The organism is Kaistia nematophila (assembly GCF_026343855.1).
Lineage (GTDB): Bacteria > Pseudomonadota > Alphaproteobacteria > Rhizobiales > Kaistiaceae > Kaistia > Kaistia nematophila.
This window is the reverse complement of record NZ_JAPKNK010000006.1, coordinates 95,162-114,381: the sequence shown is the minus strand read 5'-3', so window position 1 is coordinate 114,381 and position 19,220 is coordinate 95,162. Positions and strand designations below refer to the sequence as shown.

Below are 19,220 nucleotides of genomic sequence, written 5' to 3'. Positions count from 1 at the left end.
ACCCGGATTTTCGCCATGCGCAATCGACTGAACTCCACTCTTCTGCCGGCCATCGCGATCGCCCTCGGCCTGGCAAGCGCCAGTCTGCCGGCCACTGCCTTCGCGCAGGCGGCAGTCCGGGCGACGGTCAACGACCAGGCCATCACGTCCTATGACGTCAGCCAGCGCATCAAGCTGATGAAGCTGTTCCACCAGCCTTCGGGCGACAAGGCGGTGCTCGACGACATGATCGACGAGACCCTGCTCGACCAGGTGGCGAAGCGCCGTGGCATGAGCGTGCCGGATTCGGCGGTCGAAGAGCGCTTCAACGGCATCGCCAAGCAGGTCAAGCTGCCGCCGGCGCAGTTCGCCAAGGCGCTCAGCTCGCAGGGCGTGCAGGCCGATACGCTGCGCAAGTTCCTGCGCGCGCAGATGATGAGCGGCATGGTGATCAAGGCGCGCGCGCGCAGCATCAAGGTCAGCGAAGCCGACGTGCAGGCGCAGATCGAGAAGCAGGGCATCAACACCGAGAACGCGACGATCAAGGAGTTCAAGCTCCAGCAGATCGTGTTCGTCGTGCCCAAAGGCTCCTCGCCCGGTTTCGTCGGCCAGCGCCAGCGTGAGGCCGAGGCCTTCCGCAAGCGCTTCGCCGGCTGCGACGGCAGCCTGGCCCAGGCCAAGGCCATGAAGGGCGTCGTGGTGCTCAACATGGGCCGCCGCGACAGCGCGCAGGTCCAGGGTCCTGTCGGCGACGAGCTGAAGACCACGCCGGTCGGCGGCACGCTGAAGCCGCAGGTGACCGAACGCGGCGTCGAGATCATCGCCATCTGCGAGGCCAAGGAAGTCCGCAGCTCCGCCGGCGTCCGCGCGGAGATCGAAGAGAAGCTGACCGCCGAGCAGGGCAAGAATCTCGGCAAGGATTTCATTGCCGAGCTCCGCAAGGATGCCAAGATCAATTACAAGTAAGGCGGTTCCGCGCATGGCGGAGCCTATCGAGTGAGACGACATGGTTGATTCCGCATCGTTCCGGCCGCTTGCACTGACCATGGGGGAGCCGGCCGGCATCGGTCCGGATGTGACCCTGGCGGTCTGGCGGGAACGGCGCGAGCGCAACCTGCCGCCTTTCTACGTTCTGGCCGATCCCGAGGCGCTGCGCAGCCGCGCGGCGCTGATGGGGCTGGACATCCCGATCGAGACCATCGACGCGCCGGAAGCGATTGACGCGTTCGATCGCGTGCTGCCGGTGGTGGCTCTCGAATCGCATGCCGTCGCTGCGCCGGGCGTTCCGGAACGAAGCGCCGCGCGCGGCGTCATCGAGGCGATCGCGCGGGCCGTTGGCGATGTCCGCGCCGGGCTCGCTTCTGCACTCGTCACCAACCCGATCAACAAGAAGGCGCTGTTCGACGCCGGCTTCCAGCATCCGGGCCATACCGAGTTCCTCGGCATGCTGTCGGCGGCCTGGAGCGGCTCGCCCGCCCACCCGGTGATGATGCTCGCCGGCCCCGGCCTGCGCGCGGTGCCGGCCACTATCCATGTGCCGATCGCCTCCGTACCCAACCTGCTGACCGAAGAGATGCTGATCCGCACCGGCCGCACGATCGACCACGACATGCGTCGCCGCTTCGGCCTCGCCAATCCGCGCATCGCGGTAGCCGGGCTCAATCCGCATGCCGGCGAGGGCGGCGTCATGGGCACCGAGGACGACGCCGTCATCCGTCCGGCCGTCGCCGCGCTCCGCGCCGAGGGCATCGACGCCTTCGGGCCGCTGGCGCCCGACACCATGTTCCATGCCGAGGCGCGCGAGCGCTACGACGTCGCGCTCTGTATGTATCACGACCAGGCCCTGATCCCGACCAAGACCATCGCCTTCTCGGAGACGGTCAACGTCACGCTCGGCCTGCCCTTCGTGCGGACCTCGCCGGACCACGGCACCGCCTTCGACATCGCCGGCACCGGCAAGGCCGACATTTCGAGCCTCGCGGCGGCGCTGCGCCTCGCCGACGAGCTGGCGCGGCACGAGGCGGATTATCGCCGGCTCGAGACTGCGGGCGCCGCTTCGTGACCCTGGCGCAGGACGGGCTCCCTCCCCTTCGCGAGGTGATCGCGGCGCATGGCCTGCAGGCCATGAAGGCGCTAGGGCAGAACTTCCTGCTCGACCTGAACCTGACCGGCCGGATCGCCCGCGCCGCCGGGCCGCTCGCCGGCGTGACGGTGATCGAGGTCGGGCCCGGCCCCGGCGGCCTGACGCGGGCGCTGCTCGCCGAGGGCGCGGAGAAGGTCATCGCCATCGAGCGCGACCGCCGCTGCCTGGATGCGCTGGCCGAGATCGCCGCGCACTATCCCGGCCGCCTCGAAGTGATCGAGGGCGACGCGATGCAGGTCGACATGGCGAAGCTCGCCACCGGCCGCGTTCGCATCGCCGCCAACCTGCCCTACAATATCGGCACGCCGCTGCTGCTCGGCTGGCTGCAGAGCGAGCCGTGGCCGCCCTTCTACGAGAAGATGACGCTGATGTTCCAGCGCGAGGTGGCGGAGCGGATCGTTGCCACGCCTGACGACGACGCCTATGGACGGCTCGGCGTCATCTGCGGCTGGCGCGCCGAGGCGCGCATCCTGTTCGACATCTCGCCCAAGGCCTTCACGCCGCCGCCCAAGGTGGTGTCGTCGGTCGTCGAGGTGGTCCCGCGCCAGGCGCCGCTCGATTGCAGCCGGGTGAGGCTGGAGCGCGTCACCGCCGCCGCCTTCGGCCAGCGCCGCAAGATGCTGCGCCAGAGCCTGAAGAGCCTTGGGACCGATCCGCTGCCGCTGCTGGCCGCGGCCGGCATCGTCGAGACAGCCCGCGCCGAGGAGATCGACGTCGCCGGCTTCGTCCGCCTCGCCAACGCCCTGCCCTAGCGCGAGCGGCGCAGTCGGGTATTTGTCCGCACCCGGCGCCGGGACTCTCGAGAGTCAGCCGCGAGGCGGATCCCATCCATGTCTCGCACTAGGTTCCGACAGGCTGCAGCCCGGCGCTGAGAGCCGCACACGCCAGTGCCACCGTCTTCGGGATTGCGACGGCGCGACCGTCTTCGCGCCTAACCCCGCTTTCGTAGTTTTGAACCGAGCCCGGCGACAGGCCGAGGGCCTCGGCCGCCTGCCTCTGGGTCAAACCGAGTTGATCGCGCCAGGACCGGAACTCATCCGAGGTCATTTCGCATTCTCCAGCAATGGGGCAGTCAATCGCTTTGCCACACGCGGCCCGGGCCTTCCCCGTCCACCCGATCGCGCTTAGCCTTCAGGAGCAGTTTCCGGCCGCAAAGCCTGCGGATCCGATCCGGGTCTTCGTCTTGACGGATCCCGCCGGCGCTTGGCGCGTCGGCGTGTCCAACCTGGCCCTAATCCGCGGTCTCGCAGTTCGTGGTCTTGCCGGCGATGGTGAGGGTCGCGCTGCTGCCCTTGATCCAGAACTCGATATCGTCCTTGGTGTAGCGGCCGCCATCTGCCGAGACGGCCTGCGGCAGCGCCACCTTCTTGCCGTCGGCGAACACCAGATCCGCCACGCCATGCGCCTGTTCCGGCGGGCTGAACGTCGCCGTCAGCTCCGTTCCATCCTCGCACTCATACTGAAAGTCCTTGGCAGAGGCGGCCTGGAGCGCGAGGAAGCTGGAAGCGACACCAAGGACGAGCGCAAGGCCCAAACGCGGGAAATACATGGTCGGCTCCAATCGACAGGATGTTTCGGCAATTGTCGCAGCCGCCAGGATCGAAGGCAATCGGGCAAGGGCCAAGGGAGAGCCGCGCGGGCCGGCCCCGTTCTTGCCGTCCGGCAACCCCTATGCCTGCTGCAACAGGTCGTCGACGAAGCCTTCCAGCCAGGTCGTGCGGGCGCGGCGCATGCGCTCGGCGTAGAGGATCGCCTGCGCCTTCTCCAGCGAGGTCTGGAGGTCCTTGTTGATCAGGACATAGTCGTAGTCGCGCCAGTGCTGGATCTCGGCCCTGGCGTTCGCCAGCCGCTTGGCGATCACGTCCGGCGCGTCCTCGGCCCGGCGGACGAGGCGCGACGCCAGCTCGGCCATGGTCGGCGGCAGCACGAAGATGCGGACGAGATCCTCCGGCATCGCCTTGGCCACCTGGTCGGCGCCCTGCCAGTCGATGTCGAACAGCACATCCTTGCCGGACGTCAGCCATTCCTCCACCGGGGCGCGCGGCGTGCCGTAGCAATTGCCGTGCACCTCGGCCCATTCCAGCAGTTCGCCGCGATCGCGCAGCTTGTTGAAGGTCGGCTGGTCGATGAAGTGGTAGTGGACGCCGTCGATCTCGCTCGGCCGGCGCGCGCGCGTCGTCACGGAGACGGAGAGGACGATGTCCTTGTCCTCCGCCATCAGGTGGCGCGCGATGGTGGACTTGCCCGCGCCGGACGGCGAGGAAAGCACCAGCATCAGGCCGCGGCGCGAGGGGGAGTTTCCGGCAAGCGACATCAGGGACTTCCTATTCGAGATTCTGGACCTGCTCGCGCAACTGATCGACGGCGGCCTTCAGATCGAGGCCGATCGCGGTCAGGGAGCGATCATTCGCCTTGGCGCAGAGCGTGTTGGTTTCGCGGTTGAATTCCTGGGCGAGGAAATCGAGCTTGCGGCCGACTGGCCCGCCCTCTGCGAGCAGCGCGCGGGCGGCGGCGACGTGGGCCGTCAGCCGGTCGAGTTCCTCGCGGATATCGGCGCGGGTAGCCAGAAGCGCCGCCTCCTGGTGGAGACGGTCCGGATCGAGCGCCGGCGAGGCGTCGAGGAGCGCAGCGACCTGGTCGGCGAGCTTCTTGCGGATCGCCTCCACGGTGCGCGCCGGCGAGGCCTCGGCGGCGGCCGTCAGGCGCTCGATCTCGTCCATGCGGGCGTTGAGCACGGCGCCGATCGCGGCGCCCTCGCGGTTGCGGGCGACAACGAGCTCGGCGAGCGCGGTGTCGAGATCGACGAGCAGGTCGGCTGCGAGCGCCTCGGCGACGGCGGGGTCATCCTCGGCGTCGACGGTTTCGAGAATGCCGCGGATCGACAGCAGCCCATCCAGCGTCGGCGGCGCGGCATCGATCTCGCTGCCGACCCGGCGGACGAGATCCATCACCTGCCGCAGCAGTTCCTCGTTGACACGGAGCGCCGAGGCCGTCGTCTCGCGCTGCAGGCTGAGGCCCACCTGGAGGTTGCCGCGCTGGAGCGTCTTGCCGACGCGCTCGCGCACCGGCTGTTCCAGATGGTCGAAGCTCGGCGGCAGGCGAAGGCGGATATCGAGGCCCTTGCCGTTGACGCTGCGCAGTTCCCAGGTCCAGCGATAGCCGTGCCCGGCGCCTGCGGCGCGGGCGAAGCCGGTCATGCTCGTCAGTGCCATCGGAATTCCCCGGCTGTGAATGGTCTCTGGCCATGAAAGGCATCCGGTCAGGCCCGCCGGTTGGAGGCGGACAGTAATCCGCGCGCCGATAGCGCTCAAGGGCGCGGGCACGGATATCCGTCAAACCGACACACAGACAGCCTTAGTTATGTTCTATGGTTTCAACTCTACCGGCCCGGTGCGCCTTGCGCGACGGGCCGGCCGACCATCCCTGCCGGGGGCCCGCATGCAATCCATCCTGAAATTCTCGCTTATCGCCCGCTACAGCGCCTTCGCGCTCTGCATCCTGGGCGCGCTGCTGGTGCCGCTGATCCCGATGGACCGGACGCTCAGCTTCGCGCTGACTCTCGCCTTCGCCGCGCTTTCCGTGCTCGGCGTCTTCGACCTGCTCCAGAAGCGTCATGCGATCACGCGCAACTATCCGGTGATCGGCCATATGCGCTTCCTGGTCGAATCGGTCCGGCCCGAACTCCGGCAATATCTGTTCGAATCCGATTCCGACCGCCTGCCCTTCTCGCGCGCCGAGCGCTCGCTCGTCTATCAGCGCGCCAAGAACGAGGCCGACCAGAGGCCGTTCGGCACGTTGCTCGATGCGTATGCGCATGGCTACGAGTTCATCGGCCATTCGATGCGCCCGGCGCCGCTGCAGGATCCGGAAACCTTCCGCATCACCATCGGCAACGAGCAATGCAAGCGGCCCTATTCCGGCTCGGTGCTGAACATCTCGGCCATGAGCTTCGGCGCGCTGTCGGGCCAGGCGATCCTGGCGCTGAACCGAGGCGCCAAGCTGGGCGGCTTCGCGCAGGATACCGGCGAGGGCTCGATCAGCCCGTATCACCGGCAATATGGCGGCGACCTCGTCTGGCAGATCGCCTCGGGCTATTTCGGCTGCCGCAACGCGGACGGCGCCTTCTCGGCCGAGAAATTCGCGTCGCAGGCCGCCGACGACCAGGTCAAGATGATCGAGATCAAGCTCAGCCAGGGCGCCAAGCCCGGCCATGGCGGCATCCTGCCGGCCAACAAGGTCAGCCCCGAGATCGCCGCGACGCGCGGCATTCCGGTCGGTCGCGAATGCGTATCGCCCGCCGCCCATTCCGCCTTCTCGACGCCGGCCGAGATGATGCTGTTCGTCGCCCGGCTGCGCGAGCTTTCCGGCGGCAAGCCGGTCGGCTTCAAACTCGCCATCGGCCAGCCCTGGGAATTCATGGCCATCGTCAAGGCGATGCTGAAGACCGGCATCGTGCCCGACTTCATCGTCGTCGACGGCGCCGAGGGCGGCACGGGCGCGGCGCCCGTCGAGCTCACCGACCATGTCGGCACACCGATGCGCGAGGCGCTGCTTCTGGTCCACAACACGCTGGTCGGCGCGGGACTGCGCAAGCATGTCCGCATCGGCGTCGCCGGCAAGATCGTCTCCGCCTTCGACATCGCCGCCGTGCTCGCCATGGGCGCCGACTGGGTCAACTCGGCGCGCGGCTTCATGTTCGCCGTCGGCTGCATCCAGTCGCAGAGCTGCCACACCAACAAATGCCCGACCGGCGTTGCCACCCAGGACGCCCTGCGCCAGCGCGCGCTCGTCGTGCCGGACAAGGCCGAGCGTGTCGCCAACTACCACCGCAACTCGCTGCATGCGCTGGCCGAACTGCTGGCGGCGGCCGGCCTGGAGCACCCGTCGAGCCTGAAACCGCACCACGTCGCACGCCGCGTCAGCTCCAACGAGATCCGCCTCTATTCGCAGCTCTTCCCCTATCTGGCGGAAGGCGAGCTTCTCGGCGGCGACAGTCCCCATCCCTTCTATCGCCAGGCCTGGGCGCTCGCCTCGCCGGAGGGCTTCGCCATCGCAGGCGAACTGCGCAAGGCCAGCTGACACTTGCAACCCTGAGGGGAGACAGATAGCTTTCGCGACCCTATCCCGGCGCGAGAGACCCCATGTCCTCATCCCATCACGGCTCGTGCCTCTGCGGCGCGGCCCGGTTCGAAGTCTCCGGCGATTTCCAGAGCTTCTTCCTGTGCCACTGCTCGCGCTGCCGCAAGGACAGCGGCTCTGCCCACGGCGCCAACCTGTTCTCGACGGAAGCGCGGCTCGACTGGCTGTCGGGCGAGGAGAAGGTGCGGACGTTCCAGTTGCCGGAGACGCGGCATCAGCGCAGCTTCTGCGCCGATTGCGGCTCGGCCCTGCCGGGTCTGCAGATGGACGGCGCATTGCTGGTCGTGCCGGCAGGCAGCCTCGACAGCCCGCTGCCGATGCGGCCGAACGCGCATATCAACGTCGCCAGCCGCGCCGACTGGGACGAGCATCTGGAACAAATCCCCCGTCTCGACGGACTGCCCGGCTGAGGCGGGGTCGTCGGTCCGCGGAAGCGATCAGGGCTTCGGGGTCGGCACCGGCGCCGCATCGGCGCTGTCGTCAGGCGCATCGCCTTCATCGACGGCATCGCCCGGACCCGCACTCTGCTCGGCGGCCGCCGCATCGCCCTTCGCCTTCTGCTCGGCGACCCACTTGCGATAGCGCGCAACGTTCTTGCGGTGGTCCGCATAGCTCTCGGCGAAGGCGTGGCCGCCGGTTCCGTCCGCGACGAAATAGAGATCCTTGGTCCGCGACGGATTGGCGACCGCGGCCAGCGACGCCTTGCCCGGATTGGCGATCGGCCCCTTGGGCAGGCCATTGATCTTGTAGGTATTGTAGTCGTTGACGGCGTCGAGATCGGAACGACGGATCGGCGTGCCCGAAGGCAGGCCGGCGCCGCCATAGATGCCGTAGATCACGGTCGGGTCGGACTGCAGGCGCATGTTGCTGCGGAGGCGGTTGATGAAGACGGCGGCGACGCGGCTGCGCTCGTCGGCCATGCCGGTTTCCTTCTCGACGATCGAGGCGAGCGTCACCAGCTCCGCCTGCGTCTTCATCGGCAGGTCCTTGTCGCGGCTGGTCCAGATCGCGGTCATCACCCGGTCGCGCTCGCGCAGCATGCGGTCGATGATGTTCTGGCGGCTGTCACCGCGCGAGAAGCGGTAGGTGTCGGGCAGGAGGCTGCCTTCCGGCGGCACTTCCTTGATCTCGCCGACAAGGCCGGGATCGGCATTCAGCCGGTCGACGATCTGCTGGCTGGTCAGGCCTTCCGGGATCGAGACCGAGTAGAGGATCGCCTTGCCGCTCACCATGGCGTTCATGATGTCGCGCATGCTGGAATGCGGCGCGATCAGATAGTCGCCCGATTTCAGGTCGTCCTGCATCTGGTTGGCGCGGACGCCGGCAATGAAGATCCACTTGGACGAGATAAGGCCGCGCTCATGCAGTTCCTCGGCGATCTCACGCAGGCTCTTGCCGCGCTCGATCGAGACCGTCCGCGCCTGGCCGAAATGGCTCGCCTGCTCGAAACGGAGCTTGCCGAAGAAGAAGAGGCCGACCGCACCGAGAACGCCGACGACGAGGATCGTCATGGCGAAATTCATGATGATGACGACGGGGTGGCGCGCCTGCTGCGAACGGGGCGGCGGCGGGGGCACGCGCTCGGGACGGAGCGCGTCGCCGGGGCTGCGCGGGTTGATGCGATTGCCGAATTCGGCCGATCCGACCTCACCGGCATCGCCAGCCTTGTTGTCCTTGGCGCCCGGTTGGTTGGTCTCGTTCATCGCATCCTACTTCTCACCTGCCGACATCCGGAGAGGATCCGGATGCCGAGAGGCGAATGTATGGAGGATTATGGCGAAAGCGCGAAGACGCGCTCTCAATCCGCGTGCCGACGGAAGACGAGCGAAGCGTTGGTGCCGCCAAAACCGAAGGAATTGGAGAGCGCTACGTCGATCTGCCGCTTCTTGGCAACCTTGGGGACAAGGTCGATCGCCGTCTCGACGGAGGGGTTGTCGAGATTGAGCGTCGGCGGCGCGACATTGTCGCGAATCGCCAGCAGCGAGTAGATCGCCTCGACCGCGCCGGCCGCACCCAGCAGGTGGCCCGTCGCCGACTTCGTCGAGGACATGGCGATCTTCGAGGCGGCGTCACCGACGACGCGCTCGACCGCCTTGAGTTCGATGCCGTCGGCCATGGTCGACGTGCCATGGGCGTTGACGTAGTCGATCTCGGACGGCTGCAGGCCGGCGCGCTTCAGCGCCGCGACCATGCAGCGATAGGCGCCGTCGCCGTCCTCGGACGGTGCGGTGATGTGATAGGCGTCGCCGGACATGCCGTAGCCGATCACTTCGCCATAGATCTTGGCGCCGCGACGAATTGCGTGCTCGCGCTCCTCGAGCACGACGATGCCCGAGCCCTCGCCCATGACGAAGCCGTCACGGTCGCGGTCGTACGGACGCGAAGCTTCCTGCGGGCGATCGTTGAAGTTGGTCGCCAGCGCCTTGCAGGCGGCAAAGCCTGCGAGCGCGATGCGGGAGACCGAGCCCTCGGTGCCGCCGGCGATCATGACGTCGGCATCGTCGAGCGCGATCAGGCGCGCGGCGTCGCCGATCGCGTGCGAGCCCGTCGAGCAGGCCGTCACGACCGAATGATTCGGTCCCTTGAAACCGTAGCGGATCGAGACCTGGCCGGAGGCGAGGTTGATCAGGCGTCCGGGGATGAAGAAGGGGCTGATCCGGCGGGGGCCCTTGTCGCGCAGCGTGAAGCCGGCCTCGACGATGCCCTGGATGCCGCCGATGCCGGAACCGATCAGCACGCCGGTGCGGATCTGGTCCTCGTACTCGGTGGGCAACCAACCCGAATCATGCACGGCCTGGTCGGCCGCGGCCATCGCGTAGACGATGAAATCATCGACCTTGCGCTGGTCTTTCGGCTCCATCCAGTCGTCCGGATTGTACTTGCCGTCGGCCTTGTCACCGTGCGGGATAAGGCAAGCGATCTGAGCCGGCAGGTCCTCGACCTCGAAGCTCGTGATCTTCTGGGCGCCGCTCTTGCTGGCAAGAATGTTCGACCAGTTGGCGTCGACGCCGCAACCGAGCGGCGTCACCATACCCATCCCGGTTACAACGACTCGTCTCATACGCTTCCCCCGATCCGGACCCAGGCGGGTCCGGCCGTTCTTGTCATTGGCTTACGATGGATGAACATCGGCGATCAGCCGGCGTTCTTCTCCAGGAAGCTGACTGCGTCGCCGACGGTCAGGATCGTCTCGGCTGCGTCGTCGGGGATCTCCACGCCGAACTCTTCCTCGAACGCCATGACCAGCTCGACCGTGTCGAGGCTGTCAGCGCCGAGATCGTCGATGAAGCTCGCGCCCTCGGTCACCTTGTCGGCTTCGACGCCGAGATGCTCGATGACGATCTTCTTTACCCGATCAGCGATGTCGCTCATGTCTCAAAACCTCGATTGTTCTCTGTCTACTATTGCCGCGACTTCTCGCGCGCTGGAAACCCGGACGTCTCGGCAATCCCCCGAAAACGCACCGCGATATCGTCACTAGTCTTCGGCGATCGTCAATCCACACCCGCTCCGCCGCGAAAGCGGCGAAGACGCGGCACTGATATTGCGCGGTCCTAACATAGTTTCTGAACCTTGACCAGCCGCCGCGAAGGGGTGTGACAGACCCTCTCCGAGAGGTTTGCGCGAACGCAGAAACCTCAATTAGATCATAGCCATACCACCGTTGACATGAAGGGTCTGGCCGGTCACGTAGGCCGCTTCTTCCGAGGCCAGGTAGACCACGGCGGCGGCGATGTCCTCGGGCGTGCCGAGACGCTTGGCCGGCACCCGCTCCAGAAGCGATGCACGAATCTTTTCGTTGAGGGCGTCGGTCATCGCCGTCTCGATGAAACCGGGGGCGACGCAATTGACCGTGACGTTGCGACTCGCCACTTCCTGGGCCAGCGACTTCGACATCGCGATCAGCGCCGCCTTGGACGCGGTATAGTTGCCCTGGCCGGCATTGCCCGTCACCGCGACGATCGAGGTGATCGAGATGATGCGGCCGGAACGGCGGCGCATCATGCCGCGCAGCGCGGCGCGGGTCAGGCGGAAGGCCGAGGTCAGGTTGACGTCGAGGACTTCCTGCCACGCCTCGTCCGACAGGCGGGCGAACAGCATGTCGCGCGTGATGCCGGCATTGTTGATCAGGAGGTCGACCTCGCCCATCGCCTCTTCGGCGCGCGGGACCAACTGCTCGACCTCTTCGGCGACCGACAGGTTGCACGGCAGGACATGGACATTGGTGCCAAGCTCGGTCGCCAGCGCCTCGAGCGCCTCGCGGCGGGTGCCGGAGATGGCGACGGTGGCGCCCTGCTTGTGCAGCGCCTGGGCGATCGCCCGGCCGATGCCACCGCTGGCGCCGGTAACGAGCGCGCGCTTGCCGGTCAAATCGAACATGACGACTTCCTTCTGATGATCCGGTTCATACCTGGATTGGTTGCCCTGGACGGACTGCGACGCGGCCAGCGCTCAAGCGAGACGCTCGATCGCCGCGGCCACGTCGTCGGGCGTGCCGACATTGAGCGTCTGTGCCTCGGGGGCGATGCGCTTGGCAAGCCCCGACAGCACCTTGCCGGCGCCGATTTCGACAAAGAGATCGCTGCCATTGGCGGCGAGCCAGCCGATCGACTCGCGCCAGCGCACCATGCCGGTCACCTGCTCGACGAGGCGGGCGCGGATTTCGGCCGGATCGGAGATCGGCGCGGCCAGCACGTTGGCGACCAGCGGCACGACGGGCGCGTTGATCGTCACCTTGGAAAGAGCGTCGGCCATCACGTCGGCGGCGGGCTGCATCAGGCGGCAATGGAACGGCGCGCTCACCGGCAGCAGCAGCGCGCGCTTGGCGCCCTTGGCCTTGGCGATCTCGAGCGCGCGCTCGACAGCGGCCTTGGCGCCGGAGATGACGACCTGACCGGGGCCATTGTCGTTGGCGGCCTGGCAGACATCCCCCTCGGCGGCCTCGTCGGCAACCGCCTTGGCGGCGTCGAAATCGAGGCCGAGCAGCGCCGCCATGGCGCCCTCGCCGACCGGAACGGCCTGCTGCATGGCGGTGCCGCGGATGCGCAGCAGGCGCGCCGCGTCAGAGATCGACAGGCTGCCGGCAGCGGCCAGCGCCGAATATTCGCCGAGCGAATGGCCGGCGACATGGGCGGCCTTGGAAACGGAGAAGCCCTTAGCCTCCAGCACGCGGAGCGCGGCGAGGCTGACCGCCATCAGGGCGGGCTGGGCATTGGTGGTGAGCGTCAGCGTCTCGATCGGGCCGTCCCAGATGACGGCCGAGAGCTTCTCGCCGAGCGCGTCGTCGACTTCGTCGAAAACGGCGCGTGCTTCGGCGAAGTTGTCGGCGAGCGCCTTGCCCATACCGACGGCCTGGCTGCCCTGGCCGGGAAATGTGAGAGCGATCGTCATGGCTGTTCCCGCACGAAAAGTTGCCGCGATGATCATCGCGTGTCGGCGGCGGCTAATCCTCTGTTACGGCCGCAAAGTCAAGTCTCGGGCCGATTATTGCCGCCGGAGAGGCCGACCGGACGTCCGTTTCGGAGCCGTCTGGACGGTACTGCGACGCCCTGCCCGAACGACGACCGCCGCGACGGAAGAACGTCGCGGCGGCAAGGGTCTTCATGATGATGGCCAGATCCGGCGGCGAAGATTTGTCCACCGCCGGGCTCGGGATCGTGGCGTCAGGCGGGCCTCGGCTTGCGGATGTTCGGCAGGAAGGCCGTCAGCAGACCGAGAACCGGCAGGAAGGCGCAGATCTGGAACACGAAGGTGATCGAGGTCCAGTCGGCGAGTTCGCCGAGCGCTGCCGCGCCGATGCCGCCCATGCCGAAGGCGAAGCCGAAGAACAGACCGGAGACGAGACCGACCTTTCCGGGCACCAGCTCCTGCGCATAGACGATGATCGCCGGGAAGGCCGAGGACAGGATGAAGCCGATCACGATGGACAGCGCGATCGTCCAGCCGAGGCTGGCGTGCGGCAGCAGCAGCGTGAACGGCAGCACGCCCAGGATCGAGAACCACATCACGAACTTGCGGCCGAAACGGTCGCCGATGGGGCCGCCGGCGATGGTGCCGGCCGCGACGGCAGCAAGGAAGACGAACAGGTAGATCTGCGCATCCTTCACCGACACGTTGAACGTCTCGATCAGGTAGAAGGTGTAGTAGCTGGTCAGCGCCGCCATGTAGAAGAACTTGGAGAAGATCAGCACGGCGAGGATCAGGATCGAGCGGACGACCACCTTGCGGGAGAGCGTCTGCACGACCGGCGCGATATTGGCCTTCTTGCGCTCGCGCTGGTGGTCCCGATACCAGAAGCCGACGCGGGTCAGGATCATCGCGCCGGCGAGCGCGACGAGCGAGAACCAGGCGACGCTGGACTGGCCGCGGGCGAGCACGATGACCGCCGCCAGCAGCGGGCCAATCGCCGAACCGAAATTGCCGCCGACCTGGAACAGCGACTGGGCGAAGCCGTGCCGGCCGCCAGACGCCATACGGGCGACGCGCGAGGCTTCGGGATGGAAGATCGACGAGCCCATGCCGATCAGCGCCACGGCGACGAGCAGCATCGGATAGGTGTTGGCCATCGACACCATCAGCAGGCCGCAGAGCGTCACGCCCATGCCGACCGCCAGCGAGAAGGGCTGCGGGTGCTTGTCCGTATAGATGCCGACCACAGGCTGAAGAATCGATGCCGTCAGCTGGAACGCCAGCTGGATCAGGCCGATCTGGCCGAAGCTCAGCGCGAACTCCGTCTTCAGGATCGGGTAGATCGCCGGAATCACCGACTGCATCAGATCGTTCAGCATGTGGGAAATGCTGATGGCCACCAAAATGCCCAGGGAGGTCCGCTCGGCGATGCCGCGGGCGGACGATGCGGGCAAAGCTTGCGCGCTCTCGCTCACTTCCGAAGTCCTTGATTGAGATGACCTGGGGAAGGGCGAGCCCAAAAGCGGCGATTCCGGAGGTCTTTTCGAAGAAAAGCACTATGGCCGCGGTCGATTGGAAAGAAAAGTGCGGAAAAATTGATGCTGTCATCACGAAAATCGATGTTTTGCATGGCCGAAAGCGGCCAGCGCGATCGCCCTGCCCGCCGCCGCGACCGGCTGGCGGCAACGTGATGTCCAATCCGCCGCCATTGCGATAGAAAACTGGCAGGCACAACCGCCGCGACGCCCGGGCTACCATCAGGCGTCCGGCCGGAAGCCAGTCGCCGCATCACCCGCTGGAGGGACGTGTCGATGACCACCGATCCGGGCAGCCCGCGCGAACCGACACCCCGAATCGATTCGACCTTCCGCAACGGCTCGCTGACGGCGATGGGTATCGTGCTCGGCTTCTCGCTCGGCTTCACCGTGCAATGGGCGACCGACGATTCGCCCTGGATGACGACCGACTTCATCGAGGCCATCGCGCTGGCGATCGGCGTCGCGCTGCAGATCAAGGCGCTGGCCGAGATGCTCGAGGTCAACTCGCTCGAAATCCCGATCTACCAGCGCGCCAAGAACCGCTTCATGCTCGGCCTTCTGGTGACGGCGCTCGGCATCGCCATGATGATCGTCGTGAACGTCGTCTCGCCAACCTGAGCGGGAGCCTCAAGCGCGCAGCGCCGACGCCGCCGGCTGGCGATAGGCAAGGATGGCGGGGATCGCCGCCAGCACCGCCGCGACCGCCAGCAGCGAGGCCACCAGAACCCAATCGGCCCATGCGAAGCCCACCGGCAGCACGACGCCGTTCTGCCGCGTGAACAGCGCCGACAGGAAACGCGCCGCGCCATAGCCGAGCACCAGGCCGAGCAGCACGCCACCCGCGACGAGCGCGAAGAGTTCCGACCAGACGATGCCGAACAACGCCAGACGTGGTGCGCCGAGCGCCCGCAGCGCGCCGATCTGGCGGCGGCGCTGGCCAACATGCACGATCGTGACCAGAGCGATCGCGGCGGCCACCAGCGCCTGCGCGCCGATCGCGACGGCGCCCAGCACCGTCTTGGCGTCGCCCAGCGTGGCATAGAGATTGGTCAGCACCTCGCCGGGGAAAACGGCCAGCGTCGCGCCGGCGCGATACTGGCCGCGCAGCTTGTAGGCATCGGCGAAGGTCTTCGGCTTGACGAGGATCGCCGGCACGCCGGGCGTCGTCTCGCTCCACGGGCCGCCGAGCGCGGCCGGACCGGCTTCGTCGTGGCCGTGATCGTGATCTTCGGCATGCGCGTGTCCGGGCTCCGCTGTGTGATCATGCTCCGCTTCCGGCGCCGCCCCCGCATCCGCCTCGTGAGCGTGATCCCGGTCATGGTCGTGATCGCCGCCGGCCCCGGCCGCCTGATGATCGTGCCCGGCCTCCATGCCATGGATGCCCCAGACGGCCTCGATCGGCACCAGGATGGCGCGGTCCCAGGGCGTGCCGGTCGGCGACATGCGGCCGACGACGCGATAGGCGATCTCGGCGTGGGTGTGGCCGCCCTCACCCGGCATGCCATGCATCGGCTTCACCTCCTGGCCGAGCTTGAGCCGCACGGCGGAACCGATGACGGCTTCGGGCTTCGCCGCGAAGGCGCGGCCTTCCGCCAACCCGCCGCCGGCGCCATCGATCAAGCCGACGGTGGTGCCGACGATCGGGTAGCCATCGAAGGAATCGCCGAAGCCCACCGGCGCCGCCCAGCTGACGCGCGGATCCTCGGCGAGGTCATGCAGCACCTTGCCGGGCACCAGCGGCAGCGGCGCCGCCTGCAGGAAGATCGAGGAAAGGACAAGCTGCGTCTCGCTGCCGGCAGCGCCGACGACCAGATCGAACTTGTCAGCCGCCCGGGCGCTGCCGAGGCGCAGCGCACGCTCCTGCAAGGTCACGGCGACACCAAGCGCCGTTGCCAGCGCCACAAGCAGCACGACCACCAGCGAACCGGCCCAAAGGCGGCGGAGATCGGCGAAGACGAAGCGAATCATGGGGCCAGGCCTCCGGCGGCGGCTGCGAGGTCTCCGGCAGGCTCGGCAGCGATGCGGCCCGCGACGAGGCGGATGGCTCGATCCATCCGTTCGACCAGACGCGGGTCGTGCGAGACGACAAGGAGCGTCGCCCCCTCCTCGCGCGCCAGTTCGAGCAGCAATTCGGCGACGACGGCGCCGCTCTCGGCATCGAGGCTCGCGGTCGGCTCGTCCGCGACGATGACGCCCGGCCTGCGCAGCAGCGCGCGGGCAACGGCGACACGCTGCATCTCGCCCCGCGACATGGTGGTGATCGCCTGGTCGGGCCGGCGCAGCCCGACACGGGCGAGCAGTTCGCGCGCCCGACCGAGATGGGCGCCGACGCCGCGCATGCGCAGCCTGACCGGCAGCAGCACGTTCTCCAGCGCCGAGAGACCGGGGAAGAGGTGAAAATCCTGCATGACGAGGCCGACATTCTCAGCCCGCCAGCCATCGCGCGCGCCTTCGGAGAGGCGGCCAATGTCGGTATCGCGCCAGCGCACGACGCCCTGCTTCGAGCGTTCCAGCCCGGTGACGATATGGACCAGCGTGCTCTTTCCCGAGCCGGAAGGGCCGGTGACGGCGACGCGCGCGCCGGGGGCGATGTCGAGTTCCGGGATCTCCAGCACGGGCGCCGGCAGACCGGGGAAGGAGACCGAAAGCCGTTCGATATGCAGGCCGAGCATGGATCTAGACGAGCCCGAAACTGGCGTCGCGCAGGCGCAGCAGGCTGACGAAGCCGGTCTCTGGATCCGTCCACGAGCCGTATTCGAGAATGCCCTTCACCTCGATGACCGCGTTCGGCTGGACGAAGGTCTGCTTCTCGCCGAGATAGACGACGATGATGTTGTCCGGCCAGTCGGCATCCGACGAGCAGAACGGGCAGAGCGACATCGGGATTTCGGTCAGGACGAAGAAGGCGGCTTCAGCCTTCAGCGGCGGCGCCATGAAGCCGCGCATCGTCACGGTCTTCCCCGCCAGTTGCTTGACCTTGTCGGAGAAGGTGAGGCCGAGCACGCCGACCGAGCCGTAGAGCTCGTCGAAGGTCAGTGCCGGCAGGGCGGCAAGCGCGGGACGCGCCGGGATCACGGGGGCCGCCAGCGCGGCAAGGCCTCCGAGCAGCGCATCGCGCCGCGAAATCCGAACCAACGGCATCGGTCTCTCCTCAAAAGGAAGCGGCCTCGGGCGCTTGCGCCCGAAGCCTGTCTTTCAGGATGCGGCCAGTGGCCCGCGGATTATTGCTTGGCGGGCGCCAGCGCCAGGGCGTCGACGATCACGCGGTAAACGTCGCTCTGCTCCATGTAGCCCTTGAAGCCTTCCGCGCCGGGACCAGCCGACTGGAGCACGACGTCGTCAACGGCATGGACGCCCGAGTCGCCTTCCTTCGGAATATTGCCCTGAACGAAGACGGCGCCGGGAACGTCCTTGTAGGCTTCGTTCGCGACATATTCCTTCTTCTCGTTCTGCACGGCCGGCACGAACGGGCCATCGAGCTTCGGACGGAAGGTCTCGTAGTGGTCCGGGCCGTTGTTGGCGGCGAGGAACAGGCGACGGCTGACGTCGATCTTGTCCGGGTAGCCGTCCTTGTTCTCGTCCGTGTAGTTCGGGAAACCGGCGTCGGCATAGGTGCCGACCTTTTCGCGCATTTCCGGGCCGGCCTTGTCGTCATCGACGGTGCCGATGATCGAGACGCCATGCGTGTGATCGCCGGTGACGACAATCAGCGTGTCCGGGTTCTTCTCGGCGAAGGCGCGCGCCACGCCGACCGCCTTGTCGAACTCGATCGTCTCGACGACGGCGCGGTCCCAGTCGAGCGGATGGGACATCTTGTCGATGTTCGCGCCCTCGATCATCAGGAAGAAGCCCTCGGGGTTCTTCGAGAGCTGCGCCAGCGCGGTTTCCGTCATTTCGACGAGGCCGGGCTGGTTCGGGAACTTCGAGACCGTGCCCTTCTTCAGGAACTCACGGTCGAGCACGGTGTCCATGTTGCCGGTGTGGAACAGGCCGAGGATCTTGCCGGTATTGGTGCCGGCTGCCTTCTCGAGCTCGGCCTTGTCGGTGGCGAGCGTGTAGCCGGCATCCTGGAACTGCTTGATGTAGTCCTTGTCGTCCTTGCGCTTGGAGCCGGGGGTCTCCTTGCCGAGGAAGTAGGCGGAGCCGCCGCCGAGCACGACATCCGGCTGGACGTCGAACATCATGCCGGTGATCTCGGCCTTGTCGGCGCGCTTGCGGGTGTGGGCGACGACGGCGGCCGGGGTCGCGTCCTGCAGTTCGGAGGTGGTGACGATGCCGATCGACTTCTTGGTCTGGCGGCGGAGCGCCTCGCCCAGCGTCTCGACCTTCGGGTCGTCCATCGAGGCCGGGGTACGGTCGGCATAGACGCCGAGGGCGTTCACGGCCGTCTTGTGGCCGGTCATGTAGGCCGACATGGTGTTGGCGCTGTCGGTGGCGATGGCTTCGGTCGACGAGGTGCCGATGAAGGCCATGTGGTCGAGGTCGTCCATGTTGAGGCGGCCGTCCGCCTTACCCTCGGTCATGCCCTTGGACATGATCCGCGCAGCGGTGCGGTGCGCGACCGAGAGGCCGTCCCCGAGCAGGAAGATGACGTTCTTGGCCTTGGGCTGGGCGGCGGTGCCGTAAACGTCCCAGGTGACCGACTTGGTCTCGCCGCCGGCCGAGGCCTCGACCGTGTAGGTGCCCGGCGTGGCGAGCACGAGTTTGCGCAGGATGACGGCCGAGCCGAGCTTCTTGTCGTCCTTGCCGAGTTCGGTCTCGGTGAACGTCGCCTCGGTGCCGAAGACCGTCTTGTAGTCCTGGCCGTTGACGGTGATCTTGACGTCCTCGGGCTTGACCGTCTCATTGAACTCGACCTTGAAGTCGAAGGGCGAGCCGGCCAGAATCGTCGCGCGGTCGAGCGGATAGACGGTCGCGGCCTGGGCCGCGCCGGCGAGCATGGTCGTCGCAGCCAGGGCGAGCAACATCTTGCGCATCGGGTACCTCATGGATTGGGGAGACCGCCAAGGCGG

The 19,220-nt window shown here is 67.2% G+C and carries 20 protein-coding genes; 6 read left to right on the top strand and 14 right to left on the bottom strand.

Going from position 1 to position 19,220, the window contains the following annotated elements; all coding sequences use genetic code 11:
* The first annotated feature begins 15 nt into the window (after positions 1-15).
* From OSH07_RS15075 to rsmA, 3 genes are all read left to right on the top strand, one after another.
* Positions 16-945, top strand: a complete 930-nt coding sequence (locus OSH07_RS15075) for a SurA N-terminal domain-containing protein (RefSeq protein ID WP_266339495.1) — start codon at positions 16-18, stop codon at positions 943-945.
* A gap of 40 nt (positions 946-985) precedes the next feature.
* The gene (pdxA, locus tag OSH07_RS15070; RefSeq protein ID WP_266339494.1) at positions 986-2,041 is read left to right on the top strand and encodes a 4-hydroxythreonine-4-phosphate dehydrogenase PdxA; all 1,056 of its coding nucleotides are present in this window, start codon (positions 986-988) and stop codon (positions 2,039-2,041) included.
* A gap of 62 nt (positions 2,042-2,103) precedes the next feature.
* Complete coding sequence (rsmA, locus tag OSH07_RS15065) at positions 2,104-2,874, top strand: 16S rRNA (adenine(1518)-N(6)/adenine(1519)-N(6))-dimethyltransferase RsmA (protein ID WP_266339684.1); 771 nt, start codon at positions 2,104-2,106, stop codon at positions 2,872-2,874.
* An 88-nt stretch (positions 2,875-2,962) separates the two neighbouring features.
* Here the strand turns inward: rsmA and OSH07_RS15060 are convergent, their stop codons facing one another.
* The 4 genes from OSH07_RS15060 to OSH07_RS15045 form a co-directional block, all read right to left on the bottom strand.
* On the bottom strand, positions 2,963-3,169 hold the full coding sequence (locus OSH07_RS15060) for a helix-turn-helix domain-containing protein (RefSeq protein WP_266339493.1): 207 nt from the start codon (positions 3,167-3,169) through the stop codon (positions 2,963-2,965).
* Between the two features lie 184 nt (positions 3,170-3,353).
* On the bottom strand, positions 3,354-3,671 hold the full coding sequence (locus tag OSH07_RS15055; protein WP_266339492.1) for an MliC family protein: 318 nt from the start codon (positions 3,669-3,671) through the stop codon (positions 3,354-3,356).
* A gap of 120 nt (positions 3,672-3,791) precedes the next feature.
* The gene (gene gmk / locus OSH07_RS15050) at positions 3,792-4,436 is read right to left on the bottom strand and encodes a guanylate kinase (protein ID WP_266339491.1); all 645 of its coding nucleotides are present in this window, start codon (positions 4,434-4,436) and stop codon (positions 3,792-3,794) included.
* Between the two features lie 10 nt (positions 4,437-4,446).
* Positions 4,447-5,334, bottom strand: a complete 888-nt coding sequence (locus OSH07_RS15045) for a YicC/YloC family endoribonuclease (protein ID WP_266339490.1) — start codon at positions 5,332-5,334, stop codon at positions 4,447-4,449.
* A 226-nt stretch (positions 5,335-5,560) separates the two neighbouring features.
* Here OSH07_RS15045 and OSH07_RS15040 point away from each other — a divergent pair, with 226 nt between their 5' ends.
* Entirely contained in the window at positions 5,561-7,201 is a 1,641-nt protein-coding gene (locus OSH07_RS15040) for an FMN-binding glutamate synthase family protein (protein ID WP_266339489.1), read from the top strand.
* 62 nt (positions 7,202-7,263) lie between these two features.
* On the top strand, positions 7,264-7,671 hold the full coding sequence (locus OSH07_RS15035; RefSeq protein ID WP_266339488.1) for a GFA family protein: 408 nt from the start codon (positions 7,264-7,266) through the stop codon (positions 7,669-7,671).
* Positions 7,672-7,698: 27 nt separating this feature from the next.
* On the opposite strand, the gene mltG is transcribed toward OSH07_RS15035, so the two are convergent.
* The 6 genes from mltG to OSH07_RS15005 form a co-directional block, all read right to left on the bottom strand.
* Entirely contained in the window at positions 7,699-8,964 is a 1,266-nt protein-coding gene (gene mltG / locus OSH07_RS15030; protein ID WP_266339487.1) for an endolytic transglycosylase MltG, read from the bottom strand.
* Between the two features lie 95 nt (positions 8,965-9,059).
* Positions 9,060-10,322 carry a beta-ketoacyl-ACP synthase II gene (fabF, locus tag OSH07_RS15025; protein ID WP_266339486.1) on the bottom strand — a complete coding sequence of 421 codons (1,263 nt, stop codon included), beginning with the start codon at positions 10,320-10,322 and terminating at the stop codon, positions 9,060-9,062.
* Between the two features lie 74 nt (positions 10,323-10,396).
* The gene (locus OSH07_RS15020; RefSeq protein ID WP_104218330.1) at positions 10,397-10,633 is read right to left on the bottom strand and encodes an acyl carrier protein; all 237 of its coding nucleotides are present in this window, start codon (positions 10,631-10,633) and stop codon (positions 10,397-10,399) included.
* A gap of 270 nt (positions 10,634-10,903) precedes the next feature.
* Complete coding sequence (fabG, locus tag OSH07_RS15015; protein WP_266339485.1) at positions 10,904-11,641, bottom strand: 3-oxoacyl-[acyl-carrier-protein] reductase; 738 nt, start codon at positions 11,639-11,641, stop codon at positions 10,904-10,906.
* 72 nt (positions 11,642-11,713) lie between these two features.
* Positions 11,714-12,652 carry an ACP S-malonyltransferase gene (gene fabD, locus OSH07_RS15010; protein WP_266339484.1) on the bottom strand — a complete coding sequence of 313 codons (939 nt, stop codon included), beginning with the start codon at positions 12,650-12,652 and terminating at the stop codon, positions 11,714-11,716.
* Between the two features lie 272 nt (positions 12,653-12,924).
* Positions 12,925-14,190, bottom strand: a complete 1,266-nt coding sequence (locus OSH07_RS15005) for an MFS transporter (protein WP_478293587.1) — start codon at positions 14,188-14,190, stop codon at positions 12,925-12,927.
* A 291-nt stretch (positions 14,191-14,481) separates the two neighbouring features.
* On the opposite strand from OSH07_RS15005, the gene OSH07_RS15000 reads away from it, so the two are divergent.
* A complete protein-coding gene (locus OSH07_RS15000) occupies positions 14,482-14,826 on the top strand; it encodes a hypothetical protein (protein ID WP_266339482.1) in 345 nt (114 codons plus the stop codon).
* Between the two features lie 9 nt (positions 14,827-14,835).
* On the opposite strand, the gene OSH07_RS14995 is transcribed toward OSH07_RS15000, so the two are convergent.
* The 4 genes from OSH07_RS14995 to OSH07_RS14980 all read right to left on the bottom strand — a co-directional run bounded on the left by OSH07_RS14995 (position 14,836) and on the right by OSH07_RS14980 (position 19,184).
* A complete protein-coding gene (locus tag OSH07_RS14995; RefSeq protein WP_266339481.1) occupies positions 14,836-16,176 on the bottom strand; it encodes an FtsX-like permease family protein in 1,341 nt (446 codons plus the stop codon).
* A complete protein-coding gene (locus OSH07_RS14990) occupies positions 16,173-16,880 on the bottom strand; it encodes an ABC transporter ATP-binding protein (protein ID WP_266339480.1) in 708 nt (235 codons plus the stop codon). The genes OSH07_RS14995 and OSH07_RS14990 overlap by 4 nt, the downstream gene beginning before the upstream one ends.
* 4 nt (positions 16,881-16,884) lie before the next feature.
* Positions 16,885-17,349 carry a hypothetical protein gene (locus OSH07_RS14985; RefSeq protein ID WP_266339479.1) on the bottom strand — a complete coding sequence of 155 codons (465 nt, stop codon included), beginning with the start codon at positions 17,347-17,349 and terminating at the stop codon, positions 16,885-16,887.
* An 80-nt stretch (positions 17,350-17,429) separates the two neighbouring features.
* Entirely contained in the window at positions 17,430-19,184 is a 1,755-nt protein-coding gene (locus OSH07_RS14980; protein ID WP_266339478.1) for an alkaline phosphatase, read from the bottom strand.
* Positions 19,185-19,220: the final 36 nt, after the last annotated feature.